Source organism: Mycobacterium sp. 050272 (assembly GCF_039023525.1).
Taxonomy (GTDB): domain Bacteria; phylum Actinomycetota; class Actinomycetes; order Mycobacteriales; family Mycobacteriaceae; genus Mycobacterium.
This window is the reverse complement of the sequence record NZ_JBCHKV010000001.1, coordinates 647,806-666,816: the sequence shown is the minus strand read 5'-3', so window position 1 is coordinate 666,816 and position 19,011 is coordinate 647,806. Positions and strand designations below refer to the sequence as shown.

17 protein-coding genes are annotated in these 19,011 nt (G+C 65.6%); 8 read left to right on the top strand and 9 right to left on the bottom strand.

Going from position 1 to position 19,011, the window contains the following annotated elements; genetic code table 11:
- Positions 1-27 precede the first annotated feature (27 nt).
- Together AAHS21_RS03300 and AAHS21_RS03295 are read left to right on the top strand one after the other, a co-directional pair.
- Positions 28-657, top strand: coding sequence for a TetR/AcrR family transcriptional regulator (locus AAHS21_RS03300; protein WP_096283964.1), 630 nt, complete (start codon positions 28-30; stop codon positions 655-657).
- Between the two features lie 18 nt (positions 658-675).
- The gene (locus tag AAHS21_RS03295; RefSeq protein ID WP_342926559.1) at positions 676-1,935 is read left to right on the top strand and encodes a chloride channel protein; all 1,260 of its coding nucleotides are present in this window, start codon (positions 676-678) and stop codon (positions 1,933-1,935) included.
- Positions 1,936-1,943: 8 nt separating this feature from the next.
- Here the strand turns inward: AAHS21_RS03295 and AAHS21_RS03290 are convergent, their stop codons facing one another.
- Both AAHS21_RS03290 and AAHS21_RS03285 read right to left on the bottom strand, forming a co-directional pair.
- A complete protein-coding gene (locus AAHS21_RS03290) occupies positions 1,944-2,789 on the bottom strand; it encodes a MaoC/PaaZ C-terminal domain-containing protein (RefSeq protein ID WP_342926259.1) in 846 nt (281 codons plus the stop codon).
- 71 nt (positions 2,790-2,860) lie between these two features.
- Positions 2,861-4,225 carry a 3-oxoacyl-ACP reductase gene (locus AAHS21_RS03285; RefSeq protein ID WP_342926258.1) on the bottom strand — a complete coding sequence of 455 codons (1,365 nt, stop codon included), beginning with the start codon at positions 4,223-4,225 and terminating at the stop codon, positions 2,861-2,863.
- 123 nt (positions 4,226-4,348) lie between these two features.
- Here AAHS21_RS03285 and AAHS21_RS03280 point away from each other — a divergent pair, with 123 nt between their 5' ends.
- Positions 4,349-5,701 (top strand): acetyl-CoA C-acetyltransferase, encoded by a 1,353-nt coding sequence (locus tag AAHS21_RS03280; RefSeq protein WP_342926257.1) that lies wholly within the window; start codon positions 4,349-4,351, stop codon positions 5,699-5,701.
- A gap of 311 nt (positions 5,702-6,012) precedes the next feature.
- Here AAHS21_RS03280 and AAHS21_RS03275 read toward each other — a convergent pair whose 3' ends face one another.
- Positions 6,013-7,848 carry an acyl-CoA dehydrogenase gene (locus AAHS21_RS03275; protein WP_342926256.1) on the bottom strand — a complete coding sequence of 612 codons (1,836 nt, stop codon included), beginning with the start codon at positions 7,846-7,848 and terminating at the stop codon, positions 6,013-6,015.
- Positions 7,849-8,058: 210 nt separating this feature from the next.
- Here AAHS21_RS03275 and AAHS21_RS03270 point away from each other — a divergent pair, with 210 nt between their 5' ends.
- Both AAHS21_RS03270 and AAHS21_RS03265 read left to right on the top strand, forming a co-directional pair.
- Positions 8,059-9,114, top strand: coding sequence for a 2-oxoglutarate and iron-dependent oxygenase domain-containing protein (locus AAHS21_RS03270; protein WP_342926558.1), 1,056 nt, complete (start codon positions 8,059-8,061; stop codon positions 9,112-9,114).
- The gene (locus AAHS21_RS03265) at positions 9,111-9,599 is read left to right on the top strand and encodes a flavin reductase family protein (protein ID WP_342926255.1); all 489 of its coding nucleotides are present in this window, start codon (positions 9,111-9,113) and stop codon (positions 9,597-9,599) included. The genes AAHS21_RS03270 and AAHS21_RS03265 overlap by 4 nt, the downstream gene beginning before the upstream one ends.
- Before the next feature lie 72 nt (positions 9,600-9,671).
- Here the strand turns inward: AAHS21_RS03265 and AAHS21_RS03260 are convergent, their stop codons facing one another.
- The 4 genes from AAHS21_RS03260 to AAHS21_RS03245 all read right to left on the bottom strand — a co-directional run bounded on the left by AAHS21_RS03260 (position 9,672) and on the right by AAHS21_RS03245 (position 13,581).
- The gene (locus AAHS21_RS03260) at positions 9,672-10,418 is read right to left on the bottom strand and encodes a succinate dehydrogenase/fumarate reductase iron-sulfur subunit (protein WP_342926254.1); all 747 of its coding nucleotides are present in this window, start codon (positions 10,416-10,418) and stop codon (positions 9,672-9,674) included.
- Positions 10,418-12,337, bottom strand: coding sequence for a fumarate reductase/succinate dehydrogenase flavoprotein subunit (locus AAHS21_RS03255; RefSeq protein ID WP_342926253.1), 1,920 nt, complete (start codon positions 12,335-12,337; stop codon positions 10,418-10,420). Before AAHS21_RS03255 ends, AAHS21_RS03260 begins: the two co-directional genes overlap by 1 nt.
- Before the next feature lie 40 nt (positions 12,338-12,377).
- Positions 12,378-13,205, bottom strand: a complete 828-nt coding sequence (locus tag AAHS21_RS03250) for a hypothetical protein (RefSeq protein ID WP_096283982.1) — start codon at positions 13,203-13,205, stop codon at positions 12,378-12,380.
- 79 nt (positions 13,206-13,284) lie between these two features.
- On the bottom strand, positions 13,285-13,581 hold the full coding sequence (locus tag AAHS21_RS03245) for a hypothetical protein (RefSeq protein ID WP_342926252.1): 297 nt from the start codon (positions 13,579-13,581) through the stop codon (positions 13,285-13,287).
- Positions 13,582-13,693: 112 nt separating this feature from the next.
- Here AAHS21_RS03245 and AAHS21_RS03240 point away from each other — a divergent pair, with 112 nt between their 5' ends.
- On the top strand, positions 13,694-14,455 hold the full coding sequence (locus AAHS21_RS03240) for an isocitrate lyase/phosphoenolpyruvate mutase family protein (RefSeq protein WP_096283986.1): 762 nt from the start codon (positions 13,694-13,696) through the stop codon (positions 14,453-14,455).
- A gap of 125 nt (positions 14,456-14,580) precedes the next feature.
- On the opposite strand, the gene AAHS21_RS03235 is transcribed toward AAHS21_RS03240, so the two are convergent.
- The gene (locus AAHS21_RS03235) at positions 14,581-15,075 is read right to left on the bottom strand and encodes a helix-turn-helix domain-containing protein (protein WP_342926251.1); all 495 of its coding nucleotides are present in this window, start codon (positions 15,073-15,075) and stop codon (positions 14,581-14,583) included.
- Between the two features lie 97 nt (positions 15,076-15,172).
- Between AAHS21_RS03235 and AAHS21_RS03230 the strand changes: the two genes are divergently transcribed.
- Complete coding sequence (locus AAHS21_RS03230) at positions 15,173-15,712, top strand: DUF302 domain-containing protein (protein ID WP_342926250.1); 540 nt, start codon at positions 15,173-15,175, stop codon at positions 15,710-15,712.
- Positions 15,713-15,765: 53 nt separating this feature from the next.
- Here AAHS21_RS03230 and AAHS21_RS03225 read toward each other — a convergent pair whose 3' ends face one another.
- Positions 15,766-16,206, bottom strand: coding sequence for an Hsp20/alpha crystallin family protein (locus tag AAHS21_RS03225; protein WP_342926249.1), 441 nt, complete (start codon positions 16,204-16,206; stop codon positions 15,766-15,768).
- 225 nt (positions 16,207-16,431) lie between these two features.
- Between AAHS21_RS03225 and nirB the strand changes: the two genes are divergently transcribed.
- Positions 16,432-18,999 (top strand): nitrite reductase large subunit NirB, encoded by a 2,568-nt coding sequence (gene nirB, locus AAHS21_RS03220; RefSeq protein ID WP_342926248.1) that lies wholly within the window; start codon positions 16,432-16,434, stop codon positions 18,997-18,999.
- The last annotated feature ends 12 nt before the right edge of the window (positions 19,000-19,011 follow it).

Below are 19,011 nucleotides of genomic sequence, written 5' to 3'. Positions count from 1 at the left end.
GCCCGAAGGGCTTGAAAGGGCGCAGCGATGGCAGGTGGTACCAAGCGGCTACCGCGTGCTGTCCGGGAACAGCAAATGCTCGACGCCGCCGTGCAGATGTTCTCGGTCAACGGCTATCACGAGACGTCGATGGACACCATCGCCGCCGCGGCCGAGATTTCCAAGCCGATGCTCTACCTGTATTACGGCTCCAAAGAGGACCTGTTCGGCGCCTGCCTGAATCGCGAGATGACCCGGTTCATCGACGCGGTGCGCGCCGACATCGACTTCACGCAAAGCCCGAGGGACTTGCTGCGCAACACCATCGGCTCGTTCCTGCGCTACATCGACGCCAACCGGGCGTCCTGGATCGTGATGTATACCCAGGCCATCAGCTCGCAGGCGTTCGCCCACACCGTGCGCGAGGGACGCGAGCAGATCATCGAGCTGGTGGCCGGGCTGGTGCGGGAGAACAGTCGCACGCCGCGCACCGACGCCGAGCACCAGATGATGGCCGTCGCGCTGGTGGGCGCCGGAGAGGCGATGGCCAACCGGCTGTCCACGGGCGATATCGACGTCGACGAGGCGGCCGAGCTGATGATCGACCTGTTCTGGCACGGCCTTCGGGGCGTGCCGGTGGATCAGGACGCCAGCGCCTCAACACGCAACGCGGGCTAGATTCGTGCAGTGCCCCGCGTGCGCGCCTGGACCTCGGGCCGCAATGTCGACTTCTTCTGTGCCGTCGTCATTGTGGGATTGCTGGCCGGGGTTGCCGGCCTGTCGACGACGTTCGTGCTGCGCTTCGTTCAGCACCTGACCTACAACTACAGTTTCGGCACCCTGCTGGCCGGGGTCGCCGGCAGCGGCCCGGTGCGCCGCGCGCTGGGACCGATGGTCGGCGCGTCGCTGGCCGGACTGGGCTGGTGGATTTTGCGGCGCCGGGCCGAGGTGCCGCCGCTGGCCGGAACCATCGCCCGCCACGAGCGGATACCGCGGCTGTCGTGGAGCATCGACGCGATGCTGCAGGTGGTGTTGGTCGGTTCTGGGGCGTCCCTGGGCCGGGAGGGTGCGCCACGCCAATTTGCCGCGGCACTAGGTGATTTCGCGACGGGCTGGCTGCGGCGGCTGTCCGGCCGCGACCGCGAGATCCTGCTGGCCTGCGCGGCGGGGGCCGGGCTGGGCGCGGTGTACGCCGTGCCGCTGGCCGGTGCGCTGTTCTCGGTGCGGATCATGCTCAACACCTGGCATCCCCGGGCGCTGGGCGCGGCATGTCTGACCTCCAGCCTGGCCGTCGCGGTCGGCTCGGCCAGCACCCGCGATCAGCCCAACCTTGCGTGGCCGATCGGGGAGTCCACCTACCTGCTGACCGCACACGGATTGATGCTGGCGCCGTTCGCCCTTGCGGTGGGACTGGCGTTCAACCGGCTGATGTCGGTGGCGCGCCCCGCCCGGCAGATCCGCAGCTGGGTGCTGATCCCCGCGCTCGCCGGCGCCGGGCTGGTGATGGGCATCTGCTCGCATTGGTGGCCCGAACTGCCCGGCAACGGCCGCAGCATCCTGACCGTCAGCCTGGCCAGCGGCCTGACGCTGACCGCGGCGACCGCGATCCTGGTGTTGAAGCCGTTACTGACCGCCCTGTTCCTGCGGGCCGGGGGTGCCGGCGGGATGCTGACGCCGTCGCTGGCCACCGGTGCCGCTACCGGTACGGCGTTGGTGCTGACCATCAATTGGCTAACTGGAACGCATTTGCATGTGCCGGCCATCTCGCTGGCCGGCGCCGCCGGGGTACTCGCGGTCACCCAGGGCTCGCCGATCTGGGCCGCGATCTTCGTCTGGGAGCTGGCCCGGCCGCCGCTATGGCTGTTCGGAGTCTTCCTGCTGACCGCGACCGGCGCCCACGGCCTCAAGAAACTGCTGAGCGTGCGCGGGCAGAAACAGGACGAACGCGCCGGCTGAGCCGGTTGCTACAGCGGCCGGACGGTTCCGGTCAGATGCGGATAGCCCTTGGCGATGTTGCGCAGGGCGAGCTCCCAGCTGCCCCGGTCGTTTTCCTCGATGTACAGGCCCATGGTCGCGGGCAGGATCACCGGCTTGCCGAACCGCACCGAGTACTTCACCGCATCGGGTAGGCGGGCTTCGATATTAGCCAATACCGCTGCGGCACTGAACATTCCGTGCGCAATCACAGTCGGGAATCCGAATAGCTTGGCAGCGATCGGGTTGGTGTGGATCGGGTTGTGATCACCGCCGATGACCGCGTAGCGGCGGATCTGACCGGGCGTAATCCGCAGCAGCGCGGGCGGTGGCGGCAGCTTCGGCTGCTTCTGGGGCGGGGGTTTGGGTTCGTCGGACAAGCTGGTGCGCTGCTGATGCAGGAAGGTCGTCACCTGATGCCATGCGGTTTCGTTGCCGACGCTCACGTCGGTCACCAGGTCGACGAGCAGTCCCTTGCGGTGCTCGCGCAGATTCTCGGCGTGCACCCGCACCCCGACGGTGTCGGTGACCGCGATCGGCCGGTACTGCGTGATGTGGTTCTCGGTGTGCACCGAACCCATTGCGGCGAATGGGAAGTCAAAACCCGTTACCAACGACATCAGTGCCGGGAAGGTCAGCGCGAACGGATAGGTGAGCGGCACGTTGTTGCCGTAGCGCAGACCCGTGATCGCGGCATACTCGGCCACGTTCGTCTGGTCGATCGGCAGTTCCTCGACGGTCACCGTGCGGCTGGGCAGCTGATCCGTTCGGGACACCAGGGGCAGCGCCCCGGCGGCCGCTCGCAGCATGTTCCGCAGGCCGCTTGGCTGATTCATTCGTTCTCCTTGGCTCTGGCTGAATTGTCCGCCTGCTCAGCGGGCCGTTCCACCCCGCATCGTCACCGGACTCAAGCGCCCAGCATTGCCTGGCCGCAGACACGAATGACGTTGCCGGTCACCGCGTTTGACGCGGGGCTGGCGAAGTAGGCGATCGCTTCGGCGACGTCGACCGGTTGCCCGCCTTGCAGCAGCGAGTTCATCCGGCGGCCCACCTCGCGGGTGGCCAGCGGAATCGCTTCTGTCATCTTGGTTTCGATGAATCCCGGAGCCACCGCGTTGATCGTGATGCCCTTCTCGTGCAGCTCCGGCGCCAGCGCCTGGGTGAGGCCGATCATCCCGGCCTTCGTGGTGGCGTAGTTCGTCTGCCCGCGGTTGCCGGCGATGCCGGCCATCGACGACAAGCCGATCACCCGGCCGCCTTCGCGGATGCTGCCGTTGCCGATCAGCCCTTCGGTAAGTCGTTGCGGGGCAAGAAGATTGACGGCCAGGACGGAGTCCCAACGGGCGTCGTCCATGTTGGCCAGCAGCTTGTCGCGCGTGATGCCGGCGTTGTTGACCAGCACATCGGCGTGCCCGGCGTAGTGGTCGCGCAGGTGCTCGGTGATTTTGTCGACGGCATCGTCGGCGGTGACGTCGAGCCACAGCGCGGTGCCGCCCACCCGGCTTGCCGTTTCGGCCAGTGCCTCGGCACTGGACTCCACGTCGATCGCGACGACGCGCGCACCGTCGCGGGCGAACACCTCGGCGATCGTCGCGCCGATGCCGCGGGCGGCACCGGTCACGATCGCCACCTTGCCATCCAGCGGCCGGTCCCAGTCCGCCGGCGGGGTGGAGTCATCGGCGCCCAGGTAGAAGACCTGGCCGTCAACATAGGCCGACTTGGCCGAAAGGATAAACCGCAGAGTCGATTCCAGGCCCGTCGCGGCCGGTTTGGCCTCCGGCGACAGGTAGACCAGCGCCACGGTCGAGCCGTGGCGCAACTCCTTGCCCAGCGAGCGGGTGAAGCCCTCCAGCGCGCGCTGCGCGATCCGCTCGTCGGTGCTGCCGGCGGCGTCGGGTGTGGTGCCGACCACGACCACGCGCGCGCAGTGGGCAAGATTGCGCAGTAGCGGTGTGAAGAAATCGTGCAGCGCCTTGAGGCCCTTGGGCGCCGTAATGCCGGTGGCGTCGAAGACCAGCCCGCCGAATCGGTCGGCCCAGCGGCCACCCAGATTGTTGCTGACCACGTCGTAGTCGCCGTCCAGCGCCGCCCGCAGCGGCTCGACCACCCTGCCGTCGCCGCCGATCAGCAGGGATCCGGGCAGCGGCGCGTCACCGGCGGAGTAGCGGCGCAGGTGCTCAGGTTGCGGAACACCCAGTTGCTTTGCCAAAAAGGAGCCGGGACCGGAGTTGACCACTTGTGAGAAGAGATCGGACGAACGATTGGGAGCCACTGAGCTGCCTTCCGTTTCTTGAGTGCCGTACGAGCCAACCGTATCGGGGACGAACTTACTGCAGAGTAAGAACCGTGGGTAGTATGGGTCCCAACGTCCAATCCCCCAAACTGAAAATTGGAGATGAACGTGGCCCCTGCAAGTTCGCAGCCAGGCAATCAGGCAGCTCAGACGAGTGTGAAGCCACGGCGACGCGTGGCCGTGCTGGGTGGCAATCGCATTCCCTTCGCACGATCCGACGGTGCCTACGCCGAGGCGTCCAATCAAGACATGTTCACTGCGGCCCTGGGTGGCCTGGTGGACCGGTTCGGGTTGGGCGGGCAGCGGCTGGGCGTGGTCGTCGGCGGTGCGGTGCTCAAGCACAGCCGCGACTTCAACCTGATGCGTGAGTGTGTGCTGGGATCCGAATTATCCTCGTACACACCGGCATTCGACATTCAGCAGGCGTGCGGTACCGGCTTGCAGGCGGCGATCGCGGCCGCGGACGGCATTGCGTCAGGCCGCTACGAGGTGGCCGCCGCCGGCGGAGTGGACACTACGTCGGACCCGCCGATCGGCCTGGGCGACAACCTGCGCCGCACCCTGCTGAAGTTGCGCCGGTCCAAGTCCAACCTGCAACGGCTGAAATTGGTGGGCACGCTGCCCGCCACCCTCGGCGTCGAAATCCCGGCCAACAGCGAGCCGCGCACCGGCCTGTCGATGGGCGAGCATGCCGCCATCACCGCTAAGCAGATGGGGATCAAGCGGGTCGACCAGGACGAGTTGGCCGTCGCCAGCCACCGCAACATGGCCGCGGCCTACGACCGGGGCTTTTTCGACGACCTCGTCACACCCTTCCTGGGGCTGTACCGCGACGACAACCTGCGGGCCAACTCCAGCACCGAGAAGCTCGCCACGCTGCGCCCGGTATTCGGCGTCAAGGCCGGTGACGCGACGATGACAGCGGGCAATTCGACACCATTGACCGACGGCGCCTCGGTCGCCCTGCTGGCCACCGAAGAGTGGGCGGCCGAGCATTCGTTGCCCACACTGGCCTACCTGGTGGACGCGGAGACCGCCGCGGTCGACTACGTGAACGGACGGGACGGGCTGCTGATGGCACCGACGTATGCGGTGCCCCGGTTGCTGGCCCGCAACGGCCTGAGCCTGCAGGATTTCGACTTCTACGAGATCCACGAGGCTTTCGCGTCGGTGGTACTGGCGCATCTGCAGGCGTGGGAGTCCGAGGAGTATTGCAAGGAACGGCTGGGGCTCGACGCCGCGCTCGGATCGATCGACCGGTCCAAACTCAACGTCAATGGCTCGTCTCTGGCCGCCGGCCACCCGTTCGCGGCCACCGGCGGGCGGATCCTCGCGCAGGCCGCCAAACAGCTGGCCGAGAAGAAGGCCGAGCGTACGGGCGGGGGGCCGGCGCGTGCGCTGATCTCGATCTGTGCGGCCGGTGGCCAGGGCGTAGCGGCCATCCTGGAGGCTTGACCCGCGGTTGGGGTATCGCCTGATCCGCACCCGGTGGCGCATGAAGTCCGTCACACCTGGTTAGCGAGATCGGGGGACGGGTAACCGATGTGCGGATTGTCCCGTGTTGTGGTCTGACCCCCCGACCCCGACGGCAACACGGGGCATCCCCCATTCGATCGCCGGTTCACAAGACGGGCGTACGAAAAGGGCCGCCGCTGGTTTGAGGGGATCCAGCGGCGGTCTTTTTGGTACTCCCGCCAGCGACCGCCAGAGACGCAAAATCCCCCGCTTCAGCGTGGAAGCGGGGGATTTTGCGTGTACAGCTTTGTTTAGAAGGCGGCCTCGTCGAGCTCCATGATGTCGTTGTCCAGCGTCTCGATCACCTCGCGGGTGCCCGCCAACAGCGGCAGGAAGTTCTTCGCGAAGAACGACGCGACCGCGATCTTGCCCTCGTAGAAGGACCGGTCGGCACCGCTGGCGCCGGCGTCGAGCGCCTGCACGGCCACCGCCGCCTGACGCTGCAGCAGCCAGCCGATCACCAGGTCTCCGACGCTCATCAGGAAGCGCACCGAGCCCAGACCCACCTTGTACAGGCTGGAGATGTCCTCCTGAGCGGCCATCAGGTAGCCGGTCAGGGTGGCGGCCATCGCCTGGACGTCTTCCAGGGCCTTGGCCAGGTGCTCGCGCTCGGTCTTGAGCCGGCCGTTGCCGGCCTCGGCGTCGACGAACTTCTGGATCTGCTCCGACACGTGCGCCAGCGCCACACCCTTGTCGCGGATGATCTTGCGGAAGAAGAAGTCCTGCGCCTGGATGGCCGTGGTGCCCTCGTAGAGCGAGTCGATCTTGGCGTCCCGGATGTACTGCTCGATCGGGTAGTCCTGCAGGAAGCCAGACCCACCGAACGTCTGCAGGCTCTCGGTCAGCTTCGCGTAGGCCTGCTCGGAGCCCACGCCCTTGACCACCGGCAGCATCAGGTCGTTGACCTTGACCGCCAGGTCCGCGTCGACACCGTACAGCGCCTCGGCGACGGCCGCGTCCTGGTAGGTCGCGGTGAAAAGGTACAGCGCGCGCAGACCCTCGGCGTAGGCCTTCTGGGTCATCAGCGACCGGCGCACGTCCGGGTGATGCGTGATGGTCACCCGCGGTGCGGTCTTGTCGGTCATCTGGGTCATGTCGGCGCCCTGCAGCCGCGATTTCGCGTACTCCAGCGCGTTGAGGTAGCCGGTGGACAGCGTGGCAATCGCCTTGGTGCCGACCATCATCCGGGCCATCTCGATGACCTCGAACATCTGCGCGATACCGTTGTGCACGTCGCCGACCAGCCAGCCCTTGGCGGGCACGTCGTGCTGACCGAACGACAACTCGCACGTCGCGGAGACCTTCAGGCCCATCTTGTGCTCGACGTTGGTGACGAACACCCCGTTGCGCTCGCCGAGCTCGCCGGTCTCGTGGTCGAACAGGAACTTCGGCACGATGAACAGCGACAGTCCCTTGGTGCCGGGGCCGGCGCCCTCGGGGCGAGCCAGCACCAAGTGGACGATGTTCTCGAACAGGTCGTCAGAGTCGGCGGACGTGATGAATCGCTTGACGCCGTCGATGTGCCAGGAGCCGTCCTCCTGCTGGACTGCCTTGGTGCGGCCGGCGCCGACATCCGAGCCGGCGTCCGGCTCGGTCAGCACCATGGTCGCGCCCCAGCCACGCTCGGCGCACATCACGGCCCACTTCTTCTGCTCCTCGGTACCGAGGTGGTAGATGATGTTGGCGAAACCGGCGCCGCCGGCGTACATCCACACCGCCGGGTTGGCGCCGAGGATGTGCTCGTGCAGGGCCCACACCAGCGCCTTTGGCATCGGCATGCCGCCCAGCACCTCGTCGATGCCGGCCTTGTCCCAGCCGGCTTCGATCACCGCGCGGACGGACTTCTTGAACGACTCGGGCAGGGTCACCGCGTGAGTCCTGGGGTCGAACACCGGCGGATTGCGGTCGCCGTCGACGAACGACTCGGCGACCGGCCCCTCGGCCAGCCGGCTCATTTCGGTAAGCATTTCGTGGGCGGTGTCGGCATCGAGGTCGCTGAATGCGCCTTGGCCGAGCGCCTGGTCAACGCCCAACACCTCAAACAGGTTGAATACCTGGTCGCGGACGTTGCTCTTGTAGTGGCTCACTATTCTCCTCCTCGTTGAGAATGCCACGCTGTGGTTGAGTACTCGGTCTAAGTTACCCACCAGTAACACCGCTAAATATAGCCGTTGGAACGGTTGGCGCAAGTGAATGTGAGCTAGATTTCATTGTCTAATTAACCAACCGGTTGGGAAGGCGTACTTCACGCCTTCGACAGCTCCTCTACCTGCGGCGATAATGAAGCGGTGAGAGGTGTGAAGAGCGTCACCGCCTTGCCGGTGGTGGACCTGACGGCCGAAACCGAGGTGTTGCGCGAGCGCCTGCGCGAGGCCGCCCACCAGGTGGGTTTCTTCTATCTGACCGGCCACGGCGTACCGCAGCCGCTGGTCGACCGGGTGCTGGAAGTAGCCCGTGCGTTGTTTGCGCTGCCGCAGGCCGACAAGGACGCCGTCGCGATGGTCCGCAGCCCGCATTTCCGCGGTTACACCCGGCTGGGCGGCGAGCTGACCCTCGGCGAGGTGGATTGGCGCGAGCAGATTGATATTGGGCCCGAGCGCCCGGCCATCGGCGGGCCGGGGCAGCCCGACTACCTGTGGCTACAGGGCCCCAATCAGTGGCCGGCAGCACTGCCCGAGTTACCGGCGATCATCGCCGAGTGGGACACCGCCCTCTCGAGAGTGGCCCGCATCCTGCTGAGGCATTGGGCGGCCTCGCTGGGCAGCCCGCCCGACGTGTTCGACGCCGCCTTCGCCGAGACACCCGCCACCCTGATCAAGGTCATTCGCTATCCCGCGCGCGCGGCCAGCCGGCAGGGCGTGGGTGCGCACCGGGACTCCGGGGTGCTGACACTGCTGCTGGCCGAGCCGGGCAGCCGGGGACTGCAGGTGCGCCGGGGCGACTCGCGCGGCTGGGTCGATGTGGCGCCGCTGCAGGGGGCGTTCATCGTCAACATCGGCGAGTTGCTCGAGGTCGCGACGAGCGGCTACCTGCGTGCCACCGAACACCGGGTGAATCTGGACGGCGCGACCGCCGAGCGAATTTCGATCCCGTTCTTCTTCAACCCCCGGCTGGACGCGCAGATACCGGTGTTGTCGCTGCCCCCGGAGCTGTCGTCACTCGCCGCCCATTCCGATAAAACCTGGTCACCTACCGAAAATCCGTCCGACCCGATCTTCTCGGTCTACGGTCGCAATGCCTGGAAGAGCAGGCTGCGGGCGCACCCGGATGTGGCTAATGCGCACGGGCACTCGACGGGTAGGGTCAGAAACGCGAATCCGTCGTTGGCTCAAGGGGCGAATGAAGTCCAGTGAATGCATCGAACAAGCTGACACCATCCACACTTCGTGAGGCTTTCGGTCATTTCCCGTCCGGCGTGGTGGCGATCGCCGCCGAGGTGTCGGGAGTCCGGGTGGGACTGGCCGCCAGCACCTTTGTCCCCGTCTCGTTGGACCCGCCGCTGGTCTCGTTCTGCGTGCAGAACACCTCAACCACCTGGCCCAAGCTCAAGGACCTGCCGATGCTGGGCATCAGCGTGCTCGGTGAGGCGCACGACGAGGCTGCGCGCACCCTGGCCGCCAAGACCGGAGACAGGTTCGCCGGCATGGAGACGGTGTCCTATGAATCCGGCGCGGTCTTTATCAAGGGCACCGCACTCTGGCTGGAGAGCGCGATCGAGCAGGTGATCCCGGCCGGGGACCACGTCATCGTCGTGCTACGGGTCAACGAAGTGACGGTTGACGCCGAGGTGGCACCGATTGTCTTTCACCGCAGCGTATTTCGTCGCCTCGGCGCCTGACGCCCGCCTAAGGGCAGCGAGCCTGTAACTGGCAACGCATCCGCCCGCGAGACGCTACCGTCTCGCGGAGAATCAGCGACGGAACAGCTTGTTGCCCAGCCAGACGACCGGGTCGTACTTGCGGTCGGCAACCCGCTCTTTCATCGGGATCAGCGCGTTGTCGGTGATCTTGATGTGCTCGGGGCAGACCTCGGTGCAGCACTTGGTGATGTTGCAGTAGCCCAGGCCGAATTCCTCCTGGGCCATCTCGCGGCGGTCCAGCGTGTCCAGCGGATGCATCTCGAGCTCGGCGGCCCGCATCAGGAAGCGAGGGCCGGCGAAGGCCTTCTTGTTCTCCTCGTGGTCGCGGATCACGTGGCAGACGTTGTTACACAGGAAGCACTCGATGCACTTGCGGAACTCCTGCGAGCGCTGCACGTCGGCTTGCGCCATCCGGTACTCGCCGGGTTGCAAGTCCTTGGGCGGTGCGAAAGACGGGATCTCCCGGGCCTTTTCGTAATTGAACGAGACGTCGGTGACCAGATCGCGGATCACCGGGAAGGTGCGCAGCGGCGTCACCGTCACGACCTCGTCCTCGGCGAACGACGACATGCGGGTCATGCACATCAGCTTCGGCATGCCGTTGATCTCTGCCGAGCAGGACCCGCACTTGCCCGCCTTGCAGTTCCACCGCACCGCGAGGTCGGGGGTCTGCGTCTGCTGCAGGCGATGGATGATGTCGAGCACCACCTCGCCCTCGTTGACCTCGACCGTGAAGTCCTGCAGGGCGCCGCCGACATCGTCGCCGCGCCACACCCGCATCGTCGCGTTGTAGCCCATTAGCCTCTCCGTCCTGGGTGGTCGGCCAGCTCTTCATCGGTGAAGTACTTCTCCAGCTCGGAGATCTCGAAGAGCTCCAAGAGGTCGGACCGCATCGGCAGCTGGTCTTCACGCGTGACGGTGACGTCGGGAATGGCGTCGCCGTCACCGCCGTCCGCGCGGCACACCAGCAACACCTTGCGCCACGACGGGTCCATGCCGGGGTGGTCGTCGCGGGTGTGTCCGCCTCGGCTCTCGGTGCGCAGCAGCGCGGCCTTGGCGACGCATTCGCTGACCAGCAGCATGTTGCGTAGGTCAATGGCCAGGTTCCAGCCGGGGTTGTACTGGCGGTTGCCCTCGACGTGGATGTGCTTGAACCGCTCACGCAGTGCGGTGAGCCGTTGCAGGGCCTCGGAGATTTCCTCCGACTTGCGGATGATGCCGACCAGGTCGTTCATCGACTGCTGCAGCTCCAGCTGCAGCGTGTACGGGTTCTCGGCGGCCGTGCCGTTGGTCGGTGCCTCGAAGGGAGCCAGCGCCCGCTTGGCCGCCGCCTCGATCGCGTCCTCGCTGACGGTCGGGCGACTGGACAGAGCGCGCGCGTAGTCGGCAGCGCCCAGCCCGGCGCGACGGCCGAAGACCAGCAGGTCCGACAGCGAGTTGCCGCCCAGCCGGTTGGAGCCGTGCATGCCGCCGGAGCACTCACCGGCGGCGAACAGGCCGGCGACGGTGGCCGCGCCGGTGTCGGGGTCGACCTCGACACCGCCCATCACGTAGTGGCAGGTGGGCCCGACTTCCATTGGCTCCTTGGTGATGTCGACGCCGGCCAGCTCCATGAACTGGTGGTGCATCGACGGCAGCCGCCGCTTGATCTCGTCCGGCGTCAACCGGGAAGCGATGTCCAGGTAGACGCCGCCGTGTGGGGTGCCGCGACCGGACTTGACCTCAGAGTTGATCGCCCGGGCGACCTCATCGCGGGGCAGCAGATCCGGGGTGCGCCGCGCCGAGTCGTTGTCCTTGAGCCATTGGTCGGCTTCTTGCTCGGTCTCGGCGTACTGGCCCTTGAACACCGGCGGGATGTAGTCGAACATAAAGCGCTTGTTGTCGGAGTTCTTCAGCACTCCGCCGTCGCCGCGCACACCCTCGGTGACCAGAATTCCCTTCACACTCGGCGGCCAGACCATGCCCGTCGGGTGGAACTGGATGAACTCCATGTTGATCAACGTCGCGCCGGCCCGCAGCGCCAGCGCGTGGCCGTCGCCGGTGTACTCCCAGGAGTTCGACGTGACCTTGAAGGACTTGCCGATTCCACCGGTGGCCAGCACCACGGCGGGTGCGTCGAAGACGACGAACTTGCCGCTTTGGCGCCAGTAGCCGAATGCTCCGGCGATCGCGTCACCGTCCTTGAGCAGCTCGGTGATCGCGCACTCGGCGAAGACCCTGATCCGCGCCTCGTAGTCGCCGAGTTCGGCGAAGTCTTCCTGCTGCAGCGAGACGATCTTCTGCTGCATGGTGCGGATCAGCTCCAGGCCGGTGCGGTCACCGACGTGCGCCAGCCGAGGATAGGTGTGGCCACCGAAGTTGCGCTGGCTGATCTTGCCGTCCTTGAGACGGTCGAACAGCGCGCCGTAGGTCTCCAGCTCCCAGACCCGGTCCGGTGCCTCCTTGGCGTGCAGTTCGGCCATCCGCCAGTTGTTGAGAAACTTGCCACCGCGCATCGTGTCGCCGAAGTGGGTCTTCCAGTTGTCCTTGGGGTTGGTGTTGCCCATGGACGCCGCGCAGCCACCCTCGGCCATGACCGTGTGGGCCTTGCCGAACAGGGATTTGGTCACCACCGCGACCTTGAGGCCGCGTTCGCGCGCCTCGATGACCGCGCGCAAACCCGCGCCGCCGGCACCGATCACGACCACGTCGTAGGAGTGCCGTTCGACCTCAGTCATGGAACCTCACTTAACATTCCGATTTCCGGCAAAGGGCTTTTCAGCCAACAAATCTCGGGTCCGAGATGGTGCCGCTGGCCACCAGTGCGATGTAGAAGTCGGTAAGCATCAGCGTGCCCAGGGTGATCCACGCGTACAGCTTGTGCCGGGTGTTGATGACGCTGACCTTGGTCCAGATCCAGTACCGCACAGGGTGTTTGGAGAAGTGCTTGAGCCGTCCGCCGGTCACGTGCCGGCAGGAGTGGCAGGACAGGGTGTAGACCCACAGCATGATGACGTTGCCCAGCAGGATCAGATTGCCCAGACCGAAACCGAATCCGCCTGGTCCCTCGTCCGAATGGAAGGCGACGATCGCGTCGTAGGTGTTGATTACCGAGATGATGCCGGCGATGTAGAAGAAGTATCGGTGCGTGTTCTGGACGATCAGCGGGAACTTGGTTTCGCCGGTGTAGTGGACGCGGGGCTCGGCCACCGCGCACGAGGTGGGCGACTGCCACACCGTGCGGTAGTAGGCACCGCGGTAGTAGTAGCAGGTCAGCCGGAACAGCAGCAGGAATGGCAGGGTCAGCGCCGCGTACGGCAACCACCACACGTCCGGAAGGACCTGCGGCCAGAATTCGCTGGACGCCCCGCAGGCCTTGCTGACGCACGGCGAGTAGAACGGCGTCAGGTAGTGGTACTTCGGGACGTAGAAGTAGTTCTGTTGGAACGCCCGGAACGTCGCGTAGATGACGAATGCGGCGAACCCGAGGTCGATGCGCAACGGCGACATCCACCACCGGTCGGTGCGTAGTGTCCGCTGCTGAATTTGGGCGCGCGTCGGTGAAAAGATGCCGGACGCAGGACGGTTCGCCGTTGGTGCGCTCATGCAAATGTTCCTCTTCGAACAGGGCTGTTGGTCGAAGGGTACAAGACCAATGCCTCCGATTTAACGGGGGCTTGGAATATCAGGAACGATTGTGACCCCCGACACCCTCGTCGTCGACATCGCGCCAGAAATCGCTGTCGTACTGGGTGTCGGGAATGATGATCTTCTCGCCCGAATGCTGAACAGTGGCTCGCGCCAAGTCCAATTCCGAAACATCGGTGTCGAGTAATTCGACATCGCCGATGATCCGGTCGGCGTCGATCACGATGCGACGCATCGCCGGGCTGTCGCCGTAGCGCGACCTCAGGGAGCTCACGCACCGCCGCAAACCGCCGATGAGATCGTGCAGTTCGGCGAGTTCAGTCGTGGTGGACAAGAGATCTCCTAGGGCCGAGGGTGTCAAGCATCACAATATGACTTTCGATACTATCCACCGCGCCGGACTGACGTCGGACAGATGACTCGCCCAGATTGCGGAGCAAATACTCATGACAGGTCAGACCACCGCCGCGCAGCGCGCGGCCACGCTGCTGGAATTGCACCAACCGGGCAACCCGGTAGTCCTGCCGACCGTTTGGGATGCCTGGTCGGCCCGCCTTGCCACGGGTGCTGGATTTGCCGCCTTGACCGTGGGCAGCCATCCACTGGCCGACTCCATTGGCAAACCCGATGGCGAGGGCATGTCGTTCGACGATGTGCTCACCCGGGTCGCCCAGATCACCGCGGCGGTCGACGTGCCGGTGTCGGTGGACATCGAGTCCGGCTACGGCCAGCCGGCCCAGCGCTTGATCGACGGCTTGCTGAGCGTCGGCGCCGTCGGGCTCAATATCGAGGACACCGTGCATTCGGAGAACAAGCGACTGCGGTCCGCGCGTGAGCACGCCGAATTGGTGGGCGCGCTGCGCTCGGCGGCCGATGCGGCCGGGGTGCGCGTCGTGATCAACGCCCGTACCGATCTTTTTCTGCGCAACGACGGCGACGACTCGGACCGCGTCGAGCGGGCCGTGGCACGACTGATCGAGGCGGCCGACGCCGGCGCCGACGTGCTCTACCCGGTGGGTCGCCACGACCCGGAGACGTTGCGGCGCTTGGCAACCGAGCTGCCGCTGCCGATCAACGCGATCGCGCTGCCAGACCAGGGTGACCCGGCGTCGTTCGGTGCGCTGGGTGTGGCCCGAATCAGCTTCGGCCCGTTCCTGCAAGCCGCGCTGGCCGAGCGCGCCAAGGAACTGCTGGCCCGCTGGGCCTGAAGCTCGACTGTGCCTTGCGGGCTTCGAGTGTGTCCTGTGGGCGCAATTCGATCCCACATTCCGCCGTGGGTGCACGCTCAAAACCGTGATGGCACACTCAATCGCGCACCGCTGGTCCCGAACGGCTAGATCGGTTCCAGCATCCGGCGGGGCCGGCGCAGCGCCTCGCTGACCGGATCGTCGCGACTCGAATCATGTGGGCGCCGAGCCGGATGCCCGATCAGGTCGGCGACGTCGGGAACCCGCTCGCAGCGTTCGCAGCGTCGATCGGGCCCGATGGCGCCGCCGCACTCCGCGTGCCGATAGGTCCGGGTCGGTTTGTCCAGCAGGTTTTCGCTTCCCCACGCGATCATCGACCAAAGCACCGGCCATAGCCGTTTGCCCTTGGTGGTCAGCGCGTACTCGCCGGACGTCTTGGTTAGCACGCCCTCGGCGACCAGGAAGGTAAGCCGTTCGGACAGCACGGCTTTGGGGATTCCCAGGTGACTGTGAAAGTCGCTGAACCGCCGCACGCCGTAGAAAGCGTCACGCATGATCAGCAACGTCCAGCGCTCACCGACGATCTCCAGAGACCGGGCGATCGGGCAATTCTCGTCCGGATATTCACGGGGAAGGGCCACGTCGTTAATGGTACCTCTTGCCGGTTCATTCACTGAACCGTATAGTCGAACGTGTTAAGTTCGTTCACCGAACCATTGACGAATCGTGGGGAATGTCATGACAAGTACCGTTAAGACGGCCGAATTCAATCGCGTGTCCCACACCATGAACCGCATCGACATCAGCACGGGTATGGATTTCGACGATTTCGTCGCGGCTTTCGAGAAGGCCGCTCCGGTGGTCGACCGCGCGGCGGTCCAGGAGATCGTCGACCGCGGTGGCAGCTGGGACGACGTCCTCGCCGCCGCGGCGCGCAACGCGCCTAACGATCTGATGGTGTACGCGAAGATCGACGCACTGCCGTTCTTCAGGGTGGCCGGCCACACCACCAAGGCGGTGGAGTATCTGCTCGGCAACCACACGATCGCCGAAACGATGTACCGCCATGATCCGAAAGCCTTGCTGTACGCGCCATTACGACTGCTGATCTACGCAGACGCCGACGGCAATGCGGTGTTTTCGATGGACCAGCCTGGTCCCGCGTTCGGCAGCCTCGGTATCCCCGAGGTGACGAAGGTGGGTGAAAGCCTGGATCGCAAGGTGGTAAACCTGTTGCACGTCATCGGTATTGACGCCGGCCAGGCGTTCACCCGTTAGTACGCGAACGTCGGGTTGCTGGCTATATTGCCCAACAACCCGACGATCGACGGTTACTTGGCGATCTCGATACGCTGCGCCTGGGTTCCGGCGTACGCGCCGCTGACCCGCACGGTCAACACACCGGCGTCGTAGGAAGCCTTGATGGCTTCGCCGGTGACGTGCGCGGGCAGCTGGAACGAGCGACGGAACGATCCATAGCGGATCTCCCGCAAGGTACGGCCGTCCTTGTCCTCCGCGTGCTCGTCACGGTGTTCGCCGTGGATTACCAGCCGGCCCCTGTCGACCTCGACGTTGACGTCATTTTCAACATCGACACCGGGCAGTTCCAGGCGGATCACCGCATCGTCGCCGTCCTTGACGATCTCGGCTGCGGGGTTAAAACCGCTGTTCACCGGCTTGTTCCAGTCCGCTGTCGCGGCCGGGCCGAAGAAGTCGCGCAACCATCGGTCGGTGTCCCAGGCCGGGCGCGACCACACTGCGAGATTACTCATTTCGTCTCCTCGTTGCTTCCTTGAGCTTCATTGTGAGTTTGCTGTGACCGGCGCCTTGCCGGCCGGCTACTTAGACGAACTTGAGTTGACCACGCTTAAGTTCCACCTGCCCGTTCGCCGGGAGCGAACACACATCACACAGGAAGTTGTGAGGTGTGAGACCCACGTCATACCAGCGATACATTCGGCGATTTTTCCTTAATTTCTGGCACCTAACCTCGTGGCATGACCTCAGCCCCAGACTCGCGCGCGCAGTGTGCTGCCCGTCACTTGGTTGTGGTGGGGCACGGTATGGTGGGCCACCGTTTGGTCGAGGCGCTACGCGCCCGTGACACCGACGGGGCTTGGCGCATCACTGTTTTGGCCGAAGAAGCCGACGCCGCCTACGACCGCGTTGGATTGACCTCGTACACAGAAAGCTGGGACCGCGCCCTGCTGGCGCTGCCCGGCAACGACTATTCCGGTGACGAGCGGGTACGACTGCTACTCAACGCGCGAGTCACCGAAATCGACCGTGCGGCAAAGGCCGTGGTGACCGCGGACGGCGAACGGCACGACTACGATGCCCTGGTCCTGGCCACCGGTTCCTACGCCTTCGTCCCTCCCGTGCCCGGACACGACCTGCCCGCCTGCCACGTCTACCGCACCCTGGACGACCTCGACGCGATCCGGGCCGCGGCCGAGCGTGCCCGTGATGAGGGCCACAATGCCTCCGGCGTGGTGATCGGCGGCGGTCTGCTCGGACTTGAAGCCGCCAATGCGCTGCGCCAGTTCGGGTTGGAAACGCACGTCATTGAGATGATGCCGCGACTGATGGCCCAGCAGATCGACGAGGCCGGTGGCAGCCTGCTGGCCCGGATGATCACCGAGCTCGGGATCTCGGTGCACGTCGGCACGGGCACCGAGTCGATTGAATCCGTGGAACGCGCGGACGGTTCGGTGGCGACGCGGGTGCGGCTCACCGACGGCGACGTTATCGAGGCGGGCCCGGTGATTTTCGCGGCCGGCGTGCGGCCCCGTGACGAGCTGGCCGCGGCAGCAGGGCTGACGCTGGCCGAGCGCGGCGGTGTGCTCACTGACTTATCCTGCCGGACAAGCGATCCCGACATCTATGCGATCGGCGAGGTCGCGGCGATCGACGGGCGGTGCTACGGCCTGGTCGGCCCGGGCTACACCTCGGCGGAGGTCGTGGTGGACCGGCTGTTGGGCGGCGGCGCGGAGTTCCCGGAAGCCGATCTGTCCACCAAGCTCAAACTGCTGGGCGTCGACGTCGCCAGCTTCGGTGACGCGATGGGTACGACCGAGAACTGCCTCGAGGTCGCCATCAACGACGCGGTGAACCGGACCTACGCCAAGCTGGTGCTCTCCGATGACGCCAAGACCTTGCTCGGCGGGGTACTCGTCGGGGACGCCTCCAGCTACGGCGTGCTGCGGCCGATGGTCGGCAGCGAACTGCCCGGCGATCCGCTCGCGCTGATCGCGCCGGAGGGCTCCGGCGGCGGGGCCTCGGCGTTAGGTGTTGGCGCGCTGCCGGATTCGGCGCAGATCTGCTCCTGCAACAACGTCACCAAGGGCGATCTGAAGTGCGCGATCGCCGATGGTTGCGGCGACGTTGCCTCGCTGAAGTCGTGCACCGCGGCCGGCACGTCGTGTGGATCGTGCGTGCCGCTGCTCAAGCAGCTGCTGGAAGCCGAGGGCGTGGCACAGTCCAAGGCGCTGTGTGAGCACTTCAGCCAGTCGCGGGCCGAGCTCTTCGAGATCATCTCGGCCACCGAGATCCGGACCTTCTCCGGCCTGCTGGAGCGATTCGGCCGCGGAAAGGGTTGCGACATCTGCAAACCTGTGGTCGCGTCGATCCTTGCCTCGACCGGTTCCGAGCACATCCTGGACGGGGAGCAGGCCTCGCTGCAGGATTCCAATGACCACTTCCTGGCCAACATCCAGAAAAATGGCAGCTACTCGGTGGTGCCGCGGGTGGCCGGCGGCGACATCAAGCCCGAACACCTGATCCTGATCGGCCAGATCGCGCAGGACTTCGGGCTTTACACGAAGATCACCGGCGGCCAGCGCATCGACATGTTCGGGGCCCGGGTTGACCAACTGCCGCAGATCTGGAAGCGGCTCGTCGACGGTGGCATGGAATCCGGCCACGCGTACGGTAAGTCGCTGCGTACCGTCAAGAGCTGCGTCGGCACCGACTGGTGCCGCTACGGTCAGCAGGACTCGGTGCAGCTGGCCATCGACCTAGAGCTGCGCTATCGCGGTCTGCGGGCACCACACAAGATCAAGATGGGTGTTTCGGGCTGCGCGCGGGAATGCGCGGAGGCCCGCGGCAAGGACGTCGGCGTCATCGCCACCGAAAAGGGTTGGAACCTTTACGTCGGTGGCAACGGCGGTATGACTCCTAAGCACGCTCAGTTGCTGGCCAGTGACCTGGATACCGAGACGCTGGTTCGCTATGTCGACCGGTTCCTCATGTACTACATCCGCACCGCCGACCGGCTGCAGCGCACCGCGCCGTGGGTCGAGTCCATCGACGGCGGGCTGGACCACGTGCGCGAGGTCGTATGCGAGGACTCGCTGGGCCTGGCCGCGGAATTCGAGGCCGCAATGGAGCGGCACGTGGAGAACTACCAGTGTGAGTGGAAGGGCGTGCTCGACGATCCGGACAAGCTCTCGCGGTTTGTCTCCTTCGTCAACGCGCCGGATGAAATCGATTCGACTGTCACATTCACCGAGCATGCCGGGCGCAAAATCCCTGTGTCCATTGGCATGCCAAAGGTCCGTTCATAGAGTTTGAAGGAG